General features: G+C 52.6%; 15 protein-coding genes and 1 tRNA gene. 5 read left to right on the forward strand and 11 right to left on the reverse strand.

The genetic code is table 11. The features are described from left to right. The coding region (locus GS614_RS21645; RefSeq protein WP_171727300.1) for a hypothetical protein at positions 1 to 2831 on the reverse strand (2831 nt) is incomplete at its 3' end. Between the two features lie 155 nt (positions 2832 to 2986). Here GS614_RS21645 and GS614_RS21650 point away from each other — a divergent pair. Next, positions 2987 to 3208, forward strand: coding sequence for a hypothetical protein (locus tag GS614_RS21650; RefSeq protein ID WP_171727301.1), 222 nt, complete (start codon positions 2987 to 2989; stop codon positions 3206 to 3208). 18 nt (positions 3209 to 3226) lie between these two features. Here the strand turns inward: GS614_RS21650 and GS614_RS21655 are convergent, their stop codons facing one another. After that, complete coding sequence (locus tag GS614_RS21655; RefSeq protein ID WP_171727302.1) at positions 3227 to 3499, reverse strand: hypothetical protein; 273 nt, start codon at positions 3497 to 3499, stop codon at positions 3227 to 3229. Between the two features lie 482 nt (positions 3500 to 3981). Further along, entirely contained in the window at positions 3982 to 4371 is a 390-nt protein-coding gene (locus tag GS614_RS21660; RefSeq protein ID WP_253283497.1) for a hypothetical protein, read from the reverse strand. Positions 4372 to 4704: 333 nt separating this feature from the next. On the opposite strand from GS614_RS21660, the gene GS614_RS21665 reads away from it, so the two are divergent. Continuing rightward, positions 4705 to 4893, forward strand: coding sequence for a hypothetical protein (locus GS614_RS21665; protein ID WP_171641446.1), 189 nt, complete (start codon positions 4705 to 4707; stop codon positions 4891 to 4893). Between the two features lie 237 nt (positions 4894 to 5130). Here the strand turns inward: GS614_RS21665 and GS614_RS21670 are convergent, their stop codons facing one another. Next, entirely contained in the window at positions 5131 to 6294 is a 1164-nt protein-coding gene (locus GS614_RS21670) for a hypothetical protein (protein ID WP_171727299.1), read from the reverse strand. A gap of 179 nt (positions 6295 to 6473) precedes the next feature. Between GS614_RS21670 and GS614_RS22020 the strand changes: the two genes are divergently transcribed. The 3 genes from GS614_RS22020 (at position 6474) to GS614_RS21685 (ending at position 9176) form a co-directional block, all read left to right on the forward strand. Then, positions 6474 to 7151 (forward strand): PepSY domain-containing protein, encoded by a 678-nt coding sequence (locus GS614_RS22020; protein ID WP_216601247.1) that lies wholly within the window; start codon positions 6474 to 6476, stop codon positions 7149 to 7151. Positions 7152 to 7188: 37 nt separating this feature from the next. Further along, the gene (locus tag GS614_RS21680) at positions 7189 to 7848 is read left to right on the forward strand and encodes a response regulator transcription factor (protein ID WP_171727303.1); all 660 of its coding nucleotides are present in this window, start codon (positions 7189 to 7191) and stop codon (positions 7846 to 7848) included. Between the two features lie 74 nt (positions 7849 to 7922). Then, positions 7923 to 9176 carry a HAMP domain-containing sensor histidine kinase gene (locus tag GS614_RS21685; protein ID WP_171727304.1) on the forward strand — a complete coding sequence of 418 codons (1254 nt, stop codon included), beginning with the start codon at positions 7923 to 7925 and terminating at the stop codon, positions 9174 to 9176. A gap of 480 nt (positions 9177 to 9656) precedes the next feature. On the opposite strand, the gene GS614_RS21690 is transcribed toward GS614_RS21685, so the two are convergent. The 7 genes from GS614_RS21690 to GS614_RS22025 all read right to left on the reverse strand — a co-directional run. Further along, positions 9657 to 10292 (reverse strand): hypothetical protein, encoded by a 636-nt coding sequence (locus tag GS614_RS21690; protein ID WP_171727305.1) that lies wholly within the window; start codon positions 10290 to 10292, stop codon positions 9657 to 9659. 31 nt (positions 10293 to 10323) lie between these two features. Then, positions 10324 to 10851 carry a helix-turn-helix domain-containing protein gene (locus GS614_RS21695; RefSeq protein ID WP_171119820.1) on the reverse strand — a complete coding sequence of 176 codons (528 nt, stop codon included), beginning with the start codon at positions 10849 to 10851 and terminating at the stop codon, positions 10324 to 10326. Positions 10852 to 11368: 517 nt separating this feature from the next. Continuing rightward, the gene (locus GS614_RS21700) at positions 11369 to 11578 is read right to left on the reverse strand and encodes a MerR family transcriptional regulator (protein ID WP_170707014.1); all 210 of its coding nucleotides are present in this window, start codon (positions 11576 to 11578) and stop codon (positions 11369 to 11371) included. Positions 11579 to 11689: 111 nt separating this feature from the next. Then, complete coding sequence (locus GS614_RS21705) at positions 11690 to 12790, reverse strand: hypothetical protein (RefSeq protein WP_171727306.1); 1101 nt, start codon at positions 12788 to 12790, stop codon at positions 11690 to 11692. Positions 12791 to 12817: 27 nt separating this feature from the next. After that, positions 12818 to 13984 (reverse strand): site-specific integrase, encoded by a 1167-nt coding sequence (locus GS614_RS21710; RefSeq protein WP_171727307.1) that lies wholly within the window; start codon positions 13982 to 13984, stop codon positions 12818 to 12820. A gap of 147 nt (positions 13985 to 14131) precedes the next feature. Then, a tRNA-Ser gene (locus tag GS614_RS21715) sits at positions 14132 to 14221 on the reverse strand. A gap of 157 nt (positions 14222 to 14378) precedes the next feature. Beyond that, the coding region (locus tag GS614_RS22025) for a hypothetical protein (RefSeq protein WP_216601248.1) at positions 14379 to 14564 on the reverse strand (186 nt) is incomplete at its 5' end.

Genomic DNA, 14564 nt, shown 5'->3' on the forward strand with positions numbered 1-14564 from the left:
ACCCATCGCGCAGACCATTCCTCCGGTTCTATTGCGACCCCGCTTTCGTCCCGAATACTTCCAATAAAGGCGTCCGACTGCGCCATTTCCAAAGTGACAAGCGATTGAACCACCCCGGAGTCATTGAAGGATTTCTTTTCAATGGTCTTCCGCAAAACCCATCGCGCAGACCATTCCTCCGGTTCTATTGCGACCCCGCTTTCGTCCCGAACACTTCCAATAAAGGCGTCCGACTGCGCCATTTCCAAAGTGACAAGCGATTGAACCACCCCGGAGTCATTGAAGGATTTCTTTTCAATGGCCTTCCGCAAAACCCATCGCGCAGACCATTCCTCCGGTTCTATTGCGACCCCGCTTTCGTCCCGAACACTTCCAATAAAGGCGTCCGACTGCGCCATTTCCAAAGTGACAAGCGATTGAACCACCCCGGAGTCATTGAAGGATTTCTTTTCAATGGCCTTCCGCAAAACCCATCGCGCAGACCATTCCTCCGGTTCTATTACGACCCCGCTTTCGTCCCGAATACTTCCAATAAAGGCGTCAGGTTGCATGCTTTCAAAGCTGCAATACAGAACCGACAGTTGTGAGTTTGAAAAATCGGTTGCTTCTGAAGCAACTCGAAGCAACCAACGATTGGTTAACTCAGCAGGTTCAACCATCTCGCCTACGCCAAAATGATACTCTTCAGCAATTGACCCAATCCAAAAAATAACGATCGCAGGTGACAATTTATCGTCGTTATGCAGGTCTATCAGTATTGACCGAACAAATTCACTTCCACCGTCTTCATAGAACGTTTCCGCAAAAGGCAGGCCATAGTCACGAAAAATCACCAAGCCCTTAAATTTACCAGCTCGGAATTTCCAGAATTCCCAAAACTCATTTTCTATGATTGCACGAAATTGCGGATCACCATCTTCAAACTTCTCGCTCTTCAGTCGTAGTTTCTGCCGCAAGCCAAACAAAGCGAATAGAGCGCGGTCAAGACGATCCCGCACATCTTCCGTGTCTGAACTTTCATCCGGTGCAACGCAGAGTTCCTCAATGCAAGTTTGAGCTTCCGATATTACTTCTTCCAATATTGTCTCGTTTTTCTCAGCAGCTTCAACAAACACATCAAATACAGATGAAAATACATGATAAAAAATCAGTCGGTTACTCTGCTCTGCTCCCAAGTAATTCTTCAAATCAGACAGCAAATCCAAAATTACGATCGCATCGGTCAAAAAATTCGATTGAATATAGAATCTCAAGAGCCCAGCAATGCTAGGTACATTTCTTTGCTCGTGCTGGTTTCCATATAGCTTTGTGTCCACCACGGCGCGCTGAAGGTTGGCAAATTCGTTGAAAAATTCAGATGTGTCCGCAAATGTGCCGCCTGCTAAGGGGCCAAAGAGTCTCTCGAGAGCAATTTGGGCAATATCGGGATGCCTCAATGCGTATCGACTCCCACCCACGGGTACGATCTCGCTGCTGACCTTTCGAAAGTCTTCGTTGAATTTCTTGATCGATAAATGTGTCGCGCTGGTCCCATCAGACTTTGACCGAGTTGCTCTAAGAACCGGTCTACTACACAACAAGTCGTTTGAACCATCATCGGCGCATTGGCACAGTGCTGTCGCCGCTAGAATATCCCGAAATGGAAACCCTTCCACCATTGTTTCGATTATCTCGCGGAACTCCTTCCCTTTCGAAACCGACATCGCAGCCGCAAGAAAATGCGGGAACTCAGCACCGTGTGTAGCATTGCGGAATGCAGTCAGATTTTGCTCTTCTGATGCGCCCGGGACGACATCAAATTGGACATATTTTCTTGCAATACGTTGCGCACCTTTATCTGTGAGTCTGGGGATTTGAAATCTTCGAGCCTTTAGGTCTTGAGAACTTGCTTTCGCGAAATTCCAGTTAATTTCGCGTGAGGCTAGGACCAATTGGATCCCGGGGTTTTCGTCGAGCCACATCGGGATTACCGTTGGATCTACGATGGTGTGAGCGTCATCGACGAATAATACTCCTCGGTCTTCTTCCGATATCCCCAGTTTGAATCTAAACCTGTGATTGTTATGGCAGCTTGAGTCGGCAAAATAGACGCGAAATCCATCTTTCTTTGCTTGGAAGGCAAGGCGCAAAAGAAGTGTCGATTTTCCGTCCCCGGCAGAGGATGTCAGCAGGAAGCAACGCGATCGCTTTTCGACAATGTCTTTGTAAAAGTCCTTTTCGATATCCCCTCGACTGATTGAGGCATCCGATATGACGAAACGCAGATCCGGCGGACGGTCTCCAGACAAAAATTCTTTGCATTCTGCTGGGCTGGCTCGGCGATTAAGAGACTGTGATGTTATTTCACGCGCCCAAGCGGTCTTAAGGCCGAAAAGGATTTCCGCAAGCTGGGGTTTTCCGGTTTGCAAGAACTGACTGATTTGACTGCGCTTCTCATTAAAGAAAGCGTCGTCCAACTTCTGTTCTCTGTTCCAGAGCTCGCAATCTGAGGCAAAGACCCAACCAAGACCATCGCAGAGGTTCTTTTCAAAAGGGTGCTGATTTACCTTTGCCGAGCCGTTGGAGGATATGGCAAACCGTCTTTTTAGTGTCTCCAAGCTCATGGTGGGAAGCGTCGCCGATAGGGCTTTGTCGATAGGTCGAACATAACCAGTTTTGGATGCCAACGAACCGAGTCCTGCACCCTTTAAGCCAAGTGCGGCGTAGAGTGCCGTATCGCTATTCAGTAGGCCAAACGGGTATTCGTTTCTGAGTGTCGCTAGCCGGTAGCGTTGCCCTGAAACTACCGCATCATAATTCCTACGCCCACCTTGTCCCTGTCGTTTTTTCATTTGTGTTCCAAATCAGCTCGAGATCGGTTCAAAGTTTTTCCTCCCGTTTCCTCCCGATATCTGGTTCGCGACGAATCCTTCCTCCCGGTGGCCAGTGATCCTTGACTTGCAGCGGTTCGCACACTGCGTCCGTGGCTAAGGAAACGGTGACAAAAATGTCCATTTTCGTATCGTGCTACTTCGTAATGACAATTGCCAGCGCAATCGTTGCAGGTGTCTACTTGTTTGAGTTCGTAGAGAGCGCGCTCTCCAGATCGAAAGATACGGCCTTCAAGGCGCTCTTCGTATTTTTCGCCTATTTGGCAGTTAGCGCAGCCAAAGGCACCCTGCTTGTCTACTATGTGCACGCAAAGGCGGGGATTACCCTTCTTCCATAAGGGTGACGCATAGCGCAACTAATACGTTGGCGGTGCTTTCTGATGTGAATGCGCCGCCATTTTTCCCTCGGGAAACCCACCGACAGACAACGATACTGCTGATTCCAGAACGAGCTTAGAGAGACGCGGCACCTGATAGACCTCAAACCATCCGCGACGATACTGCAACTTTTCAAAAGATCCGTGGCGATCTAAACCGACTTCAAATCCAGAAAAACAAGGGCTTTCAATCTCGGATCCACTGTCCTTTCTCGCCTTCGGGAGGCAGTTTTCCTTGTTCTGATGGCTCATTATACATTCAGCAGGTAACCCGCTGATATTCCACAGGCGTTAGACGACTCATTTTACAAAGAAGCTCTATGTTTTCAGCGGAGTCACTGGGATTGCAAATCCGCTGAGTAGTCGAGCATTGCAAACACCATGGGCGGACCTCTGGAAGCGGACCTTGGGGCAACGGCAGCAAAGTCCGCAGACCAGACATTCAAATGGTCTCTTTGCATCGCAATGCAGCTAGCGGCGGCTTCCTGCGCATCTGGTGAATTCGCTGAAGCCTAGAACCTAGAACTGCGGCACATGATCGGAAAGCGGGCTGCGACGACAGACTTGTGAGGGAACATTCAAAGTCGGCTCTGGACCTTCCCTAATGACGTTACAGGGTAAGATTAACGGTGATGCTGCTTCGCCTATGACGGCCTCGAAAAGCCCAAACTCCCGTGCTTCACCTACAACCCAAAGGCGTCAATCCGAGCAGTGATTGATCGTAAAGTATGCAATCAATTAAGAACATCGACCACTGCCCCTATTAGGTTCAGCACCTCGTGTGTCTCCCGGTTCACTTGGTAAACATAGTCTCCGGCACGCACATAGTAGCCGTTTCGCCGCAGGCCATATCGGCTAGGATTGTCGATGCGAACATACCCATTGTAGATGAAATCCCCGACTCGGTATCGTTTAGCTTGGCCGGGCGGAACGCACGGCACTGCTTTCTTGGCCAAACCCGGAGGACAGTTACCTGCTTTTGATTTCACGAAAACAGGCTGCAGTGCATTGTGCGACCCGATACTCTGTCCAAGATCAAGAGACTGGATGTCAAAACTCGCACCCGCAAAGGGCCCGGCCTGCATAGTGAACACCGTCGCCGTGATTGCCAAAGCCGTTTTCATCTTTTCCGCCTCCTTTAACTGATCTTTCCAATTATGATCATCTTCGGGATTTGACCAATGCATCGGCGGAGACTGGCTTACTGCCGAAGTCTTCTGCTGTGAAGCTATGGTTCGCTTGGCACAACATTCTCATCTAACGAACTTAGAAACCGTCAAGTTGGAATGGGGCAATTGAAGTGGCGCCCGGCCAGACCAATCCTTTGTTCTTATTTCGCAAACAACATTAACCGAACATGAACAGTGTATTCTCATTAGGTTCAAACAACTTTGCGCATACTGACCAAGTTGGATCGAACGAGACGTATATCGTTTGACGGAAACAAGGGGAACAAAATGGTCAAACCTGCCTTTGTGACTGAAGATCGCAGCACTGAAATTGCGATGCGGACCTCTAGCAAATCTGCTGAAGAGCGCCTGCAAACCGCGATGAATTCGAGCAATAGCCGCTTCCCTCCTATCGAAAATGCACTGACAGAGATCACAAAAAACAAGCGGCTATCCGAGGCTCACCAAAACGTCTGAAGGCAATTCGGCTGCCCCCCCGACAATTCTCGATTTTCGCCCTAAACATCTGAATTGTAACAGGAACCTGTCCCAGCTTGGGGCGGGATTTTCTTGTTGCGCATCGCAATCATCAAGAGCTTGCGCCTATCAGGCCGACTGAATCTACCTTCCAACTTAGTATCCGAAAGGCTTATCGACGCTCCAGCTTTCAGTTCGTCCTGAAGTGGAGACTGGCGATTGCCGGGAAGCCTCCGGTCAAAGCCCCAGCAGCGCTTTAACCTGTTCCTCAACTGCATCCGTAACAGGCTTGTTGGCAGCGGCTTCCAGTGCCTCACGTTCGGCCAGATCTTGCTCTTCGACAAGTTCAGTCAGCTCTTCCACCTCTTCAACGGCTTCATTGTATTCAATGGCTGCCTGTCTTTCGTCATTCAGAGTCTGAGCTTCATCAATCGAAGCGTCTAACTCGGCTTGGGCCTCTTCTAGCTGCGCTTCGATATCCGGATCACTACCGCCCGCGTCCTCCAAAGCTTGTTCAAGTTCTGCGACCGTATCCCGGTTGGTTTGTACCTCACCTACTGCGACTTCCAAGTCATCCTCGATTTCTTGAACTGTCCGCTCTGGTTCTTCCAGCCCTTCAAGAAACTCCAACTGTTCTTCCAGTTCCTCCCGCAAAGGCTCTCCGGCCAGCACTGTGTCTCGGTACGTGGCAATTCTGCCAACCCGCGAATTGGGTGCTGCATTGGCCAGGGCCGTTGGGCTTGCATTGGCGGCGTTCAGTGCGCCCAACTCAGAGGGATGTGCACCAAGTAGCGCAGCCATACGATTGCCTTTTGCCCGGGCAACTGGGCGCTTGGACTCTTCTAAAATCACATTCTGGCGAACCGTACTTTGCGCCTTGGTCTTTTGCGTTTGAAGGGTTGTCGTAGCAACCCTTGAGGTGGTTGCTGTATTGCGAGCTTTGCCTTTCCCGTTGAACAGATTTTTCAGAGAAAACCCTCCGCCTTTTTTCGTACCAGACCGAGCAGACTGCGATTTTGTTTTCCCCTGTCCGAATATCCCGGCCTTGGCCCCGCTACGGCTTTTGTCGGCCCCTTTCCCACGGCCACCATTCCCAGCCGAGCTGTTGTCTCCGCGATCTCCCTGGGCGCCGTTGCCATTCCCACCGCCATTTCCATTGCCACCGCCATTCCCATTGCCGCCGCCGTTGCCATTCCCACCGCCATTACCGTTACCACCACCGTTTCCGCCGCCATTACCGTTACCACCACCGTTTCCACCGCCATTGCCGCCACCATTACCGTTACCCGGCTTGGCATAAGCAAAATCAGGAGCTGCGACGGTGGCTACAATGGCCGTGGACCCCAACAAGGCAATCGCGATCGTCGAAGCTTTAAGCAGTCCGCACTTGGTGGTTTTCATTTTCAATCTCCTCAAAACCTCCAGCAACGGCAATCAGCGCGCTGAGGTTGACCACGGTGTTTCGGCAGTCTGACTCGCAGTCGAATCAAAACCGTTGCCACTGATTTAACTTTAGGTCGCTTGAACGCAGGGCTAACTGCTTGTTCATCATCGGTTCATGTCTGGCCTAGTAGTCTTCGATGAAGGTGTTTGAGGGTGTTATGCAGGCCAAAGCGTTTTTTCTGGTTGCAGCTTTGCTGACTGTCTTGTCTGGTGGGCAAGCGGCGGCAGATGCACGCGAACTCAAACAGTCTGAACTGCGCATGGCGACGTTGTCAGGCAGTGCGATACGGCTGAACCGTGTGATCAAAGGCGTGAAAAAAGCATACGGCGGAACCCCTGTTGATGCGCGCGCATTCAAAACAGACAAGATTTACTATCGTATTCTGGTCAAAAAGCCGGGCGGGAAAATCGTCAGCGTGATCGTGAACGCCGAAACCGGCACAGTCGTCTCGAACCGTTCAAGTACGGGGCGCGAGATTTCTGAAGCCGCACGCAATTCAACCAAATCCAAAAGCAACAACGCTCAGAGTGCCTCTACCACTCGTGGAAACAGTGCAGGCCGAAGCAATGCCGGCGGCAATGGTAACGGCAACGGTGGCGGCAACGGCGGTGGCAACGGTGGCGGCAACGGCGGCGGCAACGGTGGCGGCAACGGCGGTGGCAACGGTGGCGGCAACGGCGGTGGCAACGGTGGCGGCAACGGCGGTGGCAACGGTGGCGGCAACGGCGGTGGCAACGGTGGCGGCAACGGCGGTGGCAACGGTGGCGGCAACGGCGGTGGCAACGGTGGCGGCAACGGCGGTAGCAAAAAATAAAGTGAAGATCACGCTGGTTTAGCTGTAGTCTCTGGATATGCGAATACTCCTTGCCGAAGACGAACCCCAGCTTTGTGAGCAAGTCAAAAAGCTATTGGGTGCGGAAGGTCGCGTGGTCGACGTGGCCAACAATGGTTCAGATGCCCTGCATCTGGGGTCGACTGAACCGTACGACATGATCATCCTCGACATCGGCTTGCCTGAGCGTGACGGCATTTCGGTCCTGCGCGAATGGCGCAGCGCGGGCGTCAAGACACCGGTCTTGATCCTGACGGCCAGAGATGGCTGGAGCGAACGCGTCGACGGCTTGGATGCCGGCGCGGATGACTATATGACCAAGCCGTTCCATATGCCCGAATTGGCGGCACGTGTACGGGCCATCTTGCGACGTCAGAGCGGTCAATTGAACCCCGTGATAGAAATGGGAGATGTCTCTCTGGATACGCGGAACGGGCGGGTTGCCGTTGGGGGCATTCCTGTCGATTTGACCGCGCAGGAGATCGCCGTTCTGACCTATCTGGCGCACAACATCGGTCGCATGGTGTCGCGCACTGAGCTGTCGGAACACATCTACGAATATGACGGCGACAGAGACTCCAACACGATTGCAGTATTTGTGACCCGCCTGCGTAAAAAGCTGGGCTCCGATTTGATTACAACCGTCCGGGGTCGCGGCTATATGATTGATTCCGCCTAATGCTCTCGTTGCGCCAACGGGCCTTACTCGGAGGTATCGCTTCGGGAGCGTTGTCCGTAGGCGTCGGTACGCTGATGGTGTTTTCCTACATCAATACGCGCGTTCTGGAGCAGTTCGACGCAACGCTACAAGACCGGCACACGCAGGTTGTTGTTGGCCTCAGCGCCACCACGGATGACCCTGAAACCCTGCGACAGGTGGTATTCGATCCTGCGTATAGCACGCCATACTCGGGGCGGTATTGGCAAGTAACGGACAGTACCGGCGCCATCTATACGTCTGCTTCACTCTTCGATGAAACGATCGCCGAGCCCCCGCGCGGAAATGACGAAACAATCATTTGGAACACTTCCGGTCCAGATAGCGAAGCCATTCGTAGCGTTTATCAAAAGATCACGTTCGAGGACGGAACGGAGTGGGGCGTAACTGTCGCCGAAAGCAGGAGCGAACTGATCAACGAACGCAGCGCTGCACAAAGATACCTGCTCCCGGTTTTCGGATTGGTTGGTTTGATCGGAGTGGCAAGTTCTCTTTTGCTGATGTCCGCCATTGTTGGCCCGCTCCGGAAGTTGCGCGCCGATGTCGCCCATCGCTGGGATCGAGGCGATGAGCTGACTCCCGAAGACTACCCGGAAGAGGTTTCGCCCTTGGTGGAAGATCTCAACAAACTGCTGCATCGAAACCGCGAGATTGTCTCAGGTTCGCGAAGACAAGCGGCGGATCTGGCGCATGCCCTCAAGACACCGACGGCTATCTTACGAAACGAATTGGCGGAACTGGCAGACGCAGGAGCACATACGGAGCCTGCGGAAGAAGCGCTAACTCGAATTGACGCCCAGCTTAGCCGTTCACTCGCGCGCATGCGTGCATCAAACACCGGAGAGTTAACACATTCCAGGACAGACCTGACGAATTCGGTCGAACGACTGTCCCGGCTGTTCTCGGTCATGGCCGAACGCGAGGGGAAGACGCTCGTTTCGAATTGCGAGGCTGGTCTTCAAGTTCGAATGGACCCCCAGGACATCGAGGAAGTGATTGGAAACCTCCTCGACAACGCCCTCAAGTGGAGCCGGACAACACTCCAAATCACCGCGAGGCGCACTGTTGATGGAATCGAAATTTTTGTTGAAGACAACGGACCCGGAGTACCAGAAGACCAAAGGCTTGAGGTCCTTCGTTCCGGCAATCGGCTGGATACTTCTGTAAGAGGAACTGGTTTGGGCCTGTCTATTTCCGTTGATTTATTGGCCGCCTACGGTGGGAAGCTAGAACTCGGAACGTCCGAAAACCTGGGTGGCTTGGCTTGCGGTGTGAAGATCAGCCCGTGAGAAAAACAAGCTGTTCTATGCCGCTGGTCGCCGCTGCGCGGTTCTTTACCAATTTGCAAACCGCCGACTGAATAAGCAACAATCACCAATGCGATAGTTGATGCATGCACGTTGATGGCTGCTTTGCTCTCAAAGCTTTAGTTTGCTTGAAAGCCCAGTTTGCGATGAAACGCTGCAATTCTGTGTCGAGAGGCACTGCGACCCTAGAACTTTAGTAAATTGAGCAATTTCTGCAGATTTCTCTCCCTTCGTATCAAGTCATTGACGGCTTTGCGTGCCTGCACAGCGCTCCGCGATCTTTCTCCGTGCTTCCAGGACGGATGGCTTGGCCCAGCAGCATGCCCTCCTCCGGCACCATGCATTCGGCACACGCTCCAACCTTGAACAGCGGGTGCGCGGCAGCGCATGCCAGTGGACTTTGCCGTTGCTGTGCATCTGGGCGCGTCTCGCAGTCTTTTGGCGGGGTCCATGAGGCTGTCGTCACTTTTTGTCATCCGACCGCCCCTCGTTGTAGACGTTACCAACGATTGCCTGCCCACCTTCTTTAACCTCAACGCGTTCGACACGCACAGTTTGATCTGCTTTGGATCGATAGCGTTTGAGGGTCTCAACCTGGCTGGTGAAGGTCCGCGCAAGTTTATTGAGTGCCCGTTCCGCTGAATCTTGCTGCGGGAGAGTTTCGACGTGATTGAGCCTGCGCGCCATCATCATCGTGGCCTGATGAATTGCACCCATTTGGATCGCAAGCATGGCTTCAACCTCGTCCTGCGGCTGCACACCTCCGACTACAGAAAGGACAAAATTCGAAGCTGTTTCTGAAACGGGGCTGCCATGTTTACCCAGAGCGGCCACTTGTTCCAGAACTCCCTCGTAAAACCGATTATCCACTGTCCCCAGTTCATGCATGGCCAGCGCCGTCGCTGCAACAGGCTGCTTGTCCTTGTGCCCTACCTTGAGGGTTTGGCTTTCTTCATTGAAATCTAGTGTCATATCGGGTGGCCTAACATGCGACTGCCTCTTTTCACGAAGGGTTGTTACTGCGGCTGTTTCCGCTTCAGTCAGTTCTTTTTTCTTACGCAGCAATTGGTTTCTGGTGTTTTTGCGTGTCTTGCTCATGTCCGCCTCGCGTAACAGGGAGTGGTTAGTATTAGTGTTCCGTTTCAGAACCGATGGACCGTCGAGAAATCGGCCTGACCGGTTCTGGTTTGGAACCATGGGAGGTCTTTGGGTTCTCAAACGGAACCACCGAGGATGCTGACGGGTCCGTCTTAGAACCGCGTTTTGTTTTTTCGGGCTGCCAAAACCGCCAATCGTTGGTTGCAGCTTTTTTGCCGGACCGGGCCTGCGTCGCCTTGGTCGTCAACCGCCATTCGTGAGCCCGACGGTGATACCAGTTGCCTTTCTGCTCCAGCTCAAGAAAGCCTTTGTCTTGCAGATCCTCGAAAGCCCGCTGAATAGTGGCCTTGCCCAATCCGAGAGTTTCCGCCGCCTCGTTCATCGACAGAAAAACCTTGCCGTTGTTGCCACCGTGGTAGCGGGTGTGAAGCTCCAACCAGAGCTTCACTGCAGGTCCGGACAACGCTCGCCATGCCGGAGATTTGATCATGGCATAAGGCAGAGGAACATATTGACCCTCATTCGACCGTTTACCCTTGGGAGATCGCCGCCTACTCATGGCGACAACTCCGTGGGAAATGCTCGGGCAAACCATTCAGTTCAGGGATATCAAAGCTGATATGTGCCCGGACGAGCCGGATTAGGCCGGATTTGGACACACAGTAACCGAGCGTGTCCCAGGCCGCTCCCCCGGCCGGAAATTGGGGTCTCTGGCGCTGAAACAGCCATTGGATACTGTCCCGGCATACGGCGACGCGGTAGATACCATGGCGAAAGATTTCGCCGCTGTAGGTCTCAGCGGTTTCCCGATGATCAGTTCGGGAAAGAGGGCCAGTGTCGGACCCGCTTGCATAGCTCTGGTTGCGCGGTTTGGAAACGGACACATCAGCCATGATCGATCCGTCCTTTCCGAATATTCACTCGTTCTACAGAGTGGCTCAAAGGCGACCAGTAGTACCGGCGCTCGTTTTGTCTTGTCGGCGCGGGGCATCCTGTGGCATCAACAGAACTTGCTAGGGTGGCAGTTGATGTCACTGGAAAAGCCCCATCTCCGCGCTTGGAGTTGGGGTTTTTCATTATGCAGCCTCGTTGTTGGGATCGGTGCGCCGCGTCGCCAGCCAGGCGTTCAGATCAGCGCCATGATAGGCGATCCGCCGACCGATGCGGATAAAGGCCGGACCACACATGCGGTGGCGCCATTGAGCCAGCTTTTCGCGGTTTCCCAGCAATTGCATTTCAGGGTCTTCTGGGAAGTAGACCCGGTCGTCATTGAAGACGTTTGCCATCGTTGAAATCCTCTTGGATCAGTTGCGATGGCTCCTAATTATAGGCAGCTTTGCCGAAGTTTCACCAAACTATTTCCTGCGCCTAAGCGCTTTCCAGAAGCGAGAAAACGCTTAGGCGTTTTTCCTGAACACTGCTTCGTATCTCGATTTGAAAGGCTCCACTGACCGCAACGCGGTTCCGTAGTCCGCATGAGTTTTTTGCGTTTTGGGGAAGTCCTCATGTTTCTCAACTGTCTTTTCCAAAGCTTGCTCAACGATGCGTTCTTCACTGACAAAATCGACCGCGCCTGACAACTGCTCGATTTGCTGCATCAGTAGCTCCAAGTTTTGGAGCCTGCGTTGTCGTGATGAACGCGCACCAGCTTCACCAGCCCTTAGTCGCGTTTTTGCTGACTGCACTCCGGTTATTGCTGCATCTTCGTAACTGAATTTCCAGCGGTAATGTTCGACCATCCGGCCTAGTGCCAAGAGCTGACCGTACATGTAGTGGCGCAGCTGACCAGCTATAGCTTTACTCAGCTCGCTATCCCTTGAACCTTCATGAATGTAACTTTTGAAGCTAGCCAGCTCGTCCAATATTTTGAACTCGAACCAACGCTTAGTGAACACTGAATCAAGCTTGTCGAGCTCAAATGCCAAAGCCTCTTTCAATTTGTCTAGTGGACTTCTCGATCGCCGCGGAGCTTCTTCATAGTCGCAGAAATCCAAAGGGTAGCTTCTATCAAAAACTTCGAGCGCTAAATCCACTTGCTCCCGAGAGTATTTACTTTCATTTAGTTTGCTGACTTGCAGAATATGTCGAGCCTCTTCCAGCTCTACAAACGATGCTATGAGCAGGTCAAAATACTCCCTCATGTGGTCGATTTCGTAATTTCTTCGACATTGCTCCACGAAAAACTCCCACAAGTCATTTGTGGAAAACTCAAAGAAGTTCATCTCCCACCATTTGGGCGCTGAACTGATCTGCCTTTCTTCCAAAATTTCATTCAACAGATGAACACGAACTTGATCCGGCAGCTCGTCGAAACCAATGCGGTCAAGCTCGGCGTTCACATTGGAAGGCAAATTCATGCGAGTTTCAAACAGCCAGTCCTTTGTTTTTCTGCCAAGAGGAACTGATTTTAACTCGCCCTCGCCATGAACGAACGGGTTCAATTCATAAGAAAGAATCTTGTTTAATCGTTCACTTTCTTCTTCCGAAAAACGTTCCAAAACCGTCTTTTCCTCCCATCAGGGTCGTTAACATATGAACCCACTCCAGCCCTCAACCAATTCGCGCCGACGTTCCAACAAATCCGACCGTGCATAAGCCCGCTCCACATCAGACCCAACCTGATGAGCCAATGCTGCCTCTGCTACTTCCCGAGGCGCGTTTGCAGCTTCCGCCGCCCAATCCCGAAACGAACTGCGGAAACCGTGCACGGTGACGCCATCCTGCCGCATCCGACGTAGCAGCATCAGCATGGACATGTTTGACAAAGGCTGATGCCGCTTTTGCCCCTCGAACACATAGTCAGAGGCCAGCGCACGCAGCGGCTTCAGAATGGCCAACATTCCGTCGGTGAGAGGAACACGATGGACCTGCCCGCCCTTCATGCGCTCCGCAGGTATGGTCCACAGGCGCACATCGACATCGACCTCGGGCCATTTCATCTCTAGCACTTCAGAGGTTCGGCAGGCGGTCAGAATGGTGAACTGCAACGCCTTGGCGGCCATGGCTGAGCGGGTCTGCAACTCGGCATAGAATGCGGGCACCTCCTGCCACGGCATTGCGTCATGGTGCTGGACCTTGGCTTTGACGGTGGGCAGCACCTTGCCTTCGCGGATCGCGCTCACCGGGTTCTCGCCCGAGCGGAAGCCCTTGGACTTTGCCACGTCGAGTACCGTTTTGATCCGCTGCGACAGCCGCTTTGCAGTTTCGTGTTTCTCGGTCCAGATTGGCGACAGGCACATCAGCACTTCGGGCTGATCGATGCTGTCCACGGGCATACGGCCGATCTTTGGGAACGCGTAGTCGCGCAAGGTGTTGAGCCATTGCTGTCCATGTTTGGCATTCTTCCATGTAGGCAGGCGATCAATGTGAACCTGGCGGCTGAGTTCTTCAAAGGTCGGGATTTCGCGCTGAGCATTGAAACGCGGGTTCAACCCGGCTTTTGCCATCCGACGATATTCGAGCGCTCTTTCTCGAGCCTGATTCAAAGTGACAACATCAGCGCCGCCCAAACCAAAATCCGTTCTCAGCGGTGCGCCCTTGCGGTTCTTCTGCCCTTTGACCGTTACGCGCACGATCCAGCGTCGCGCACCAGAGGGGTCAACAACAAGGTACAGGCCAGAACCGTCGCCATGCCGACCCTGGCCAAGATTCTCTACTAGCTTCTTTGTCAGCTTCCCGCCGAGCGCAGCCATGGAAATACCACACAATATACCACTCAATAGAAAATATTATGGACAACTGGGTAAAACTCAAGATGATACTACTAGATAGTAAGTGCCTGCTATTTATAGGAATACGGCACGTTAAACACGCCACATCAACTCACTGAAATAGGTAAATGGCGGAGACGAAGGGATTCGAACCCTCGAGACGGTTTCCCGCCTACTCCCTTAGCAGGGGAGCGCCTTCGACCACTCGGCCACGTCTCCATCGACGGGTATATCCTTGCAAGCGACGGGAATACAAGGCGAAATATCTGATTTGTGCCCCCCCTCGGACAAAATTGTTGAACCCGTTGAAATCACGGTAAAAGACACCAGCTTAGATGGATCATGGGTCAGATTTGGAGAATTTTTTCTGAAGCCTTTATTCAACGCGGTGCCACCAAACCTTCAGGTTCGAAGCGACACAGCATATCGATTCCCCGTTCTGCTTAGTTGCGCCGATTATGAGATCATTTTCTGAAAGCGATGAAGTTCTCTTGTTACAGTTGGTTATGAGAACGGCGGTGAGAAAGTCGACCACGGTAGCGGCGGGATGATCTTGGTGCGG

It is taken from the genome of Ruegeria sp. HKCCD6604, assembly GCF_013110635.1.
GTDB lineage: Bacteria > Pseudomonadota > Alphaproteobacteria > Rhodobacterales > Rhodobacteraceae > Ruegeria.

Excerpts from the sequence above, each read along its gene's own strand:
- GS614_RS21695 (WP_171119820.1), bottom strand. The coding sequence starts at position 10,851 with ATGAGTAGGCGGCGATCTCCCAAGGGTAAACGGTCGAATGAGGGTCAA.
- GS614_RS21710 (WP_171727307.1), bottom strand. The coding sequence starts at position 13,984 with ATGGCTGCGCTCGGCGGGAAGCTGACAAAGAAGCTAGTAGAGAATCTT.
- GS614_RS21660 (WP_253283497.1), bottom strand. The coding sequence starts at position 4,371 with ATGAAAACGGCTTTGGCAATCACGGCGACGGTGTTCACTATGCAGGCC.
- GS614_RS21685 (WP_171727304.1), top strand. The coding sequence starts at position 7,923 with ATGGTGTTTTCCTACATCAATACGCGCGTTCTGGAGCAGTTCGACGCA.
- GS614_RS21670 (WP_171727299.1), bottom strand. The coding sequence starts at position 6,294 with ATGAAAACCACCAAGTGCGGACTGCTTAAAGCTTCGACGATCGCGATT.
- GS614_RS21665 (WP_171641446.1), top strand. The coding sequence starts at position 4,705 with ATGGTCAAACCTGCCTTTGTGACTGAAGATCGCAGCACTGAAATTGCG.
- GS614_RS21690 (WP_171727305.1), bottom strand. The coding sequence starts at position 10,292 with ATGAGCAAGACACGCAAAAACACCAGAAACCAATTGCTGCGTAAGAAA.
- GS614_RS21650 (WP_171727301.1), top strand. The coding sequence starts at position 2,987 with ATGTCCATTTTCGTATCGTGCTACTTCGTAATGACAATTGCCAGCGCA.
- GS614_RS22020 (WP_216601247.1), top strand. The coding sequence starts at position 6,474 with ATGAAGGTGTTTGAGGGTGTTATGCAGGCCAAAGCGTTTTTTCTGGTT.
- GS614_RS21700 (WP_170707014.1), bottom strand. The coding sequence starts at position 11,578 with ATGGCAAACGTCTTCAATGACGACCGGGTCTACTTCCCAGAAGACCCT.
- GS614_RS21680 (WP_171727303.1), top strand. The coding sequence starts at position 7,189 with ATGCGAATACTCCTTGCCGAAGACGAACCCCAGCTTTGTGAGCAAGTC.
- GS614_RS21655 (WP_171727302.1), bottom strand. The coding sequence starts at position 3,499 with ATGAGCCATCAGAACAAGGAAAACTGCCTCCCGAAGGCGAGAAAGGAC.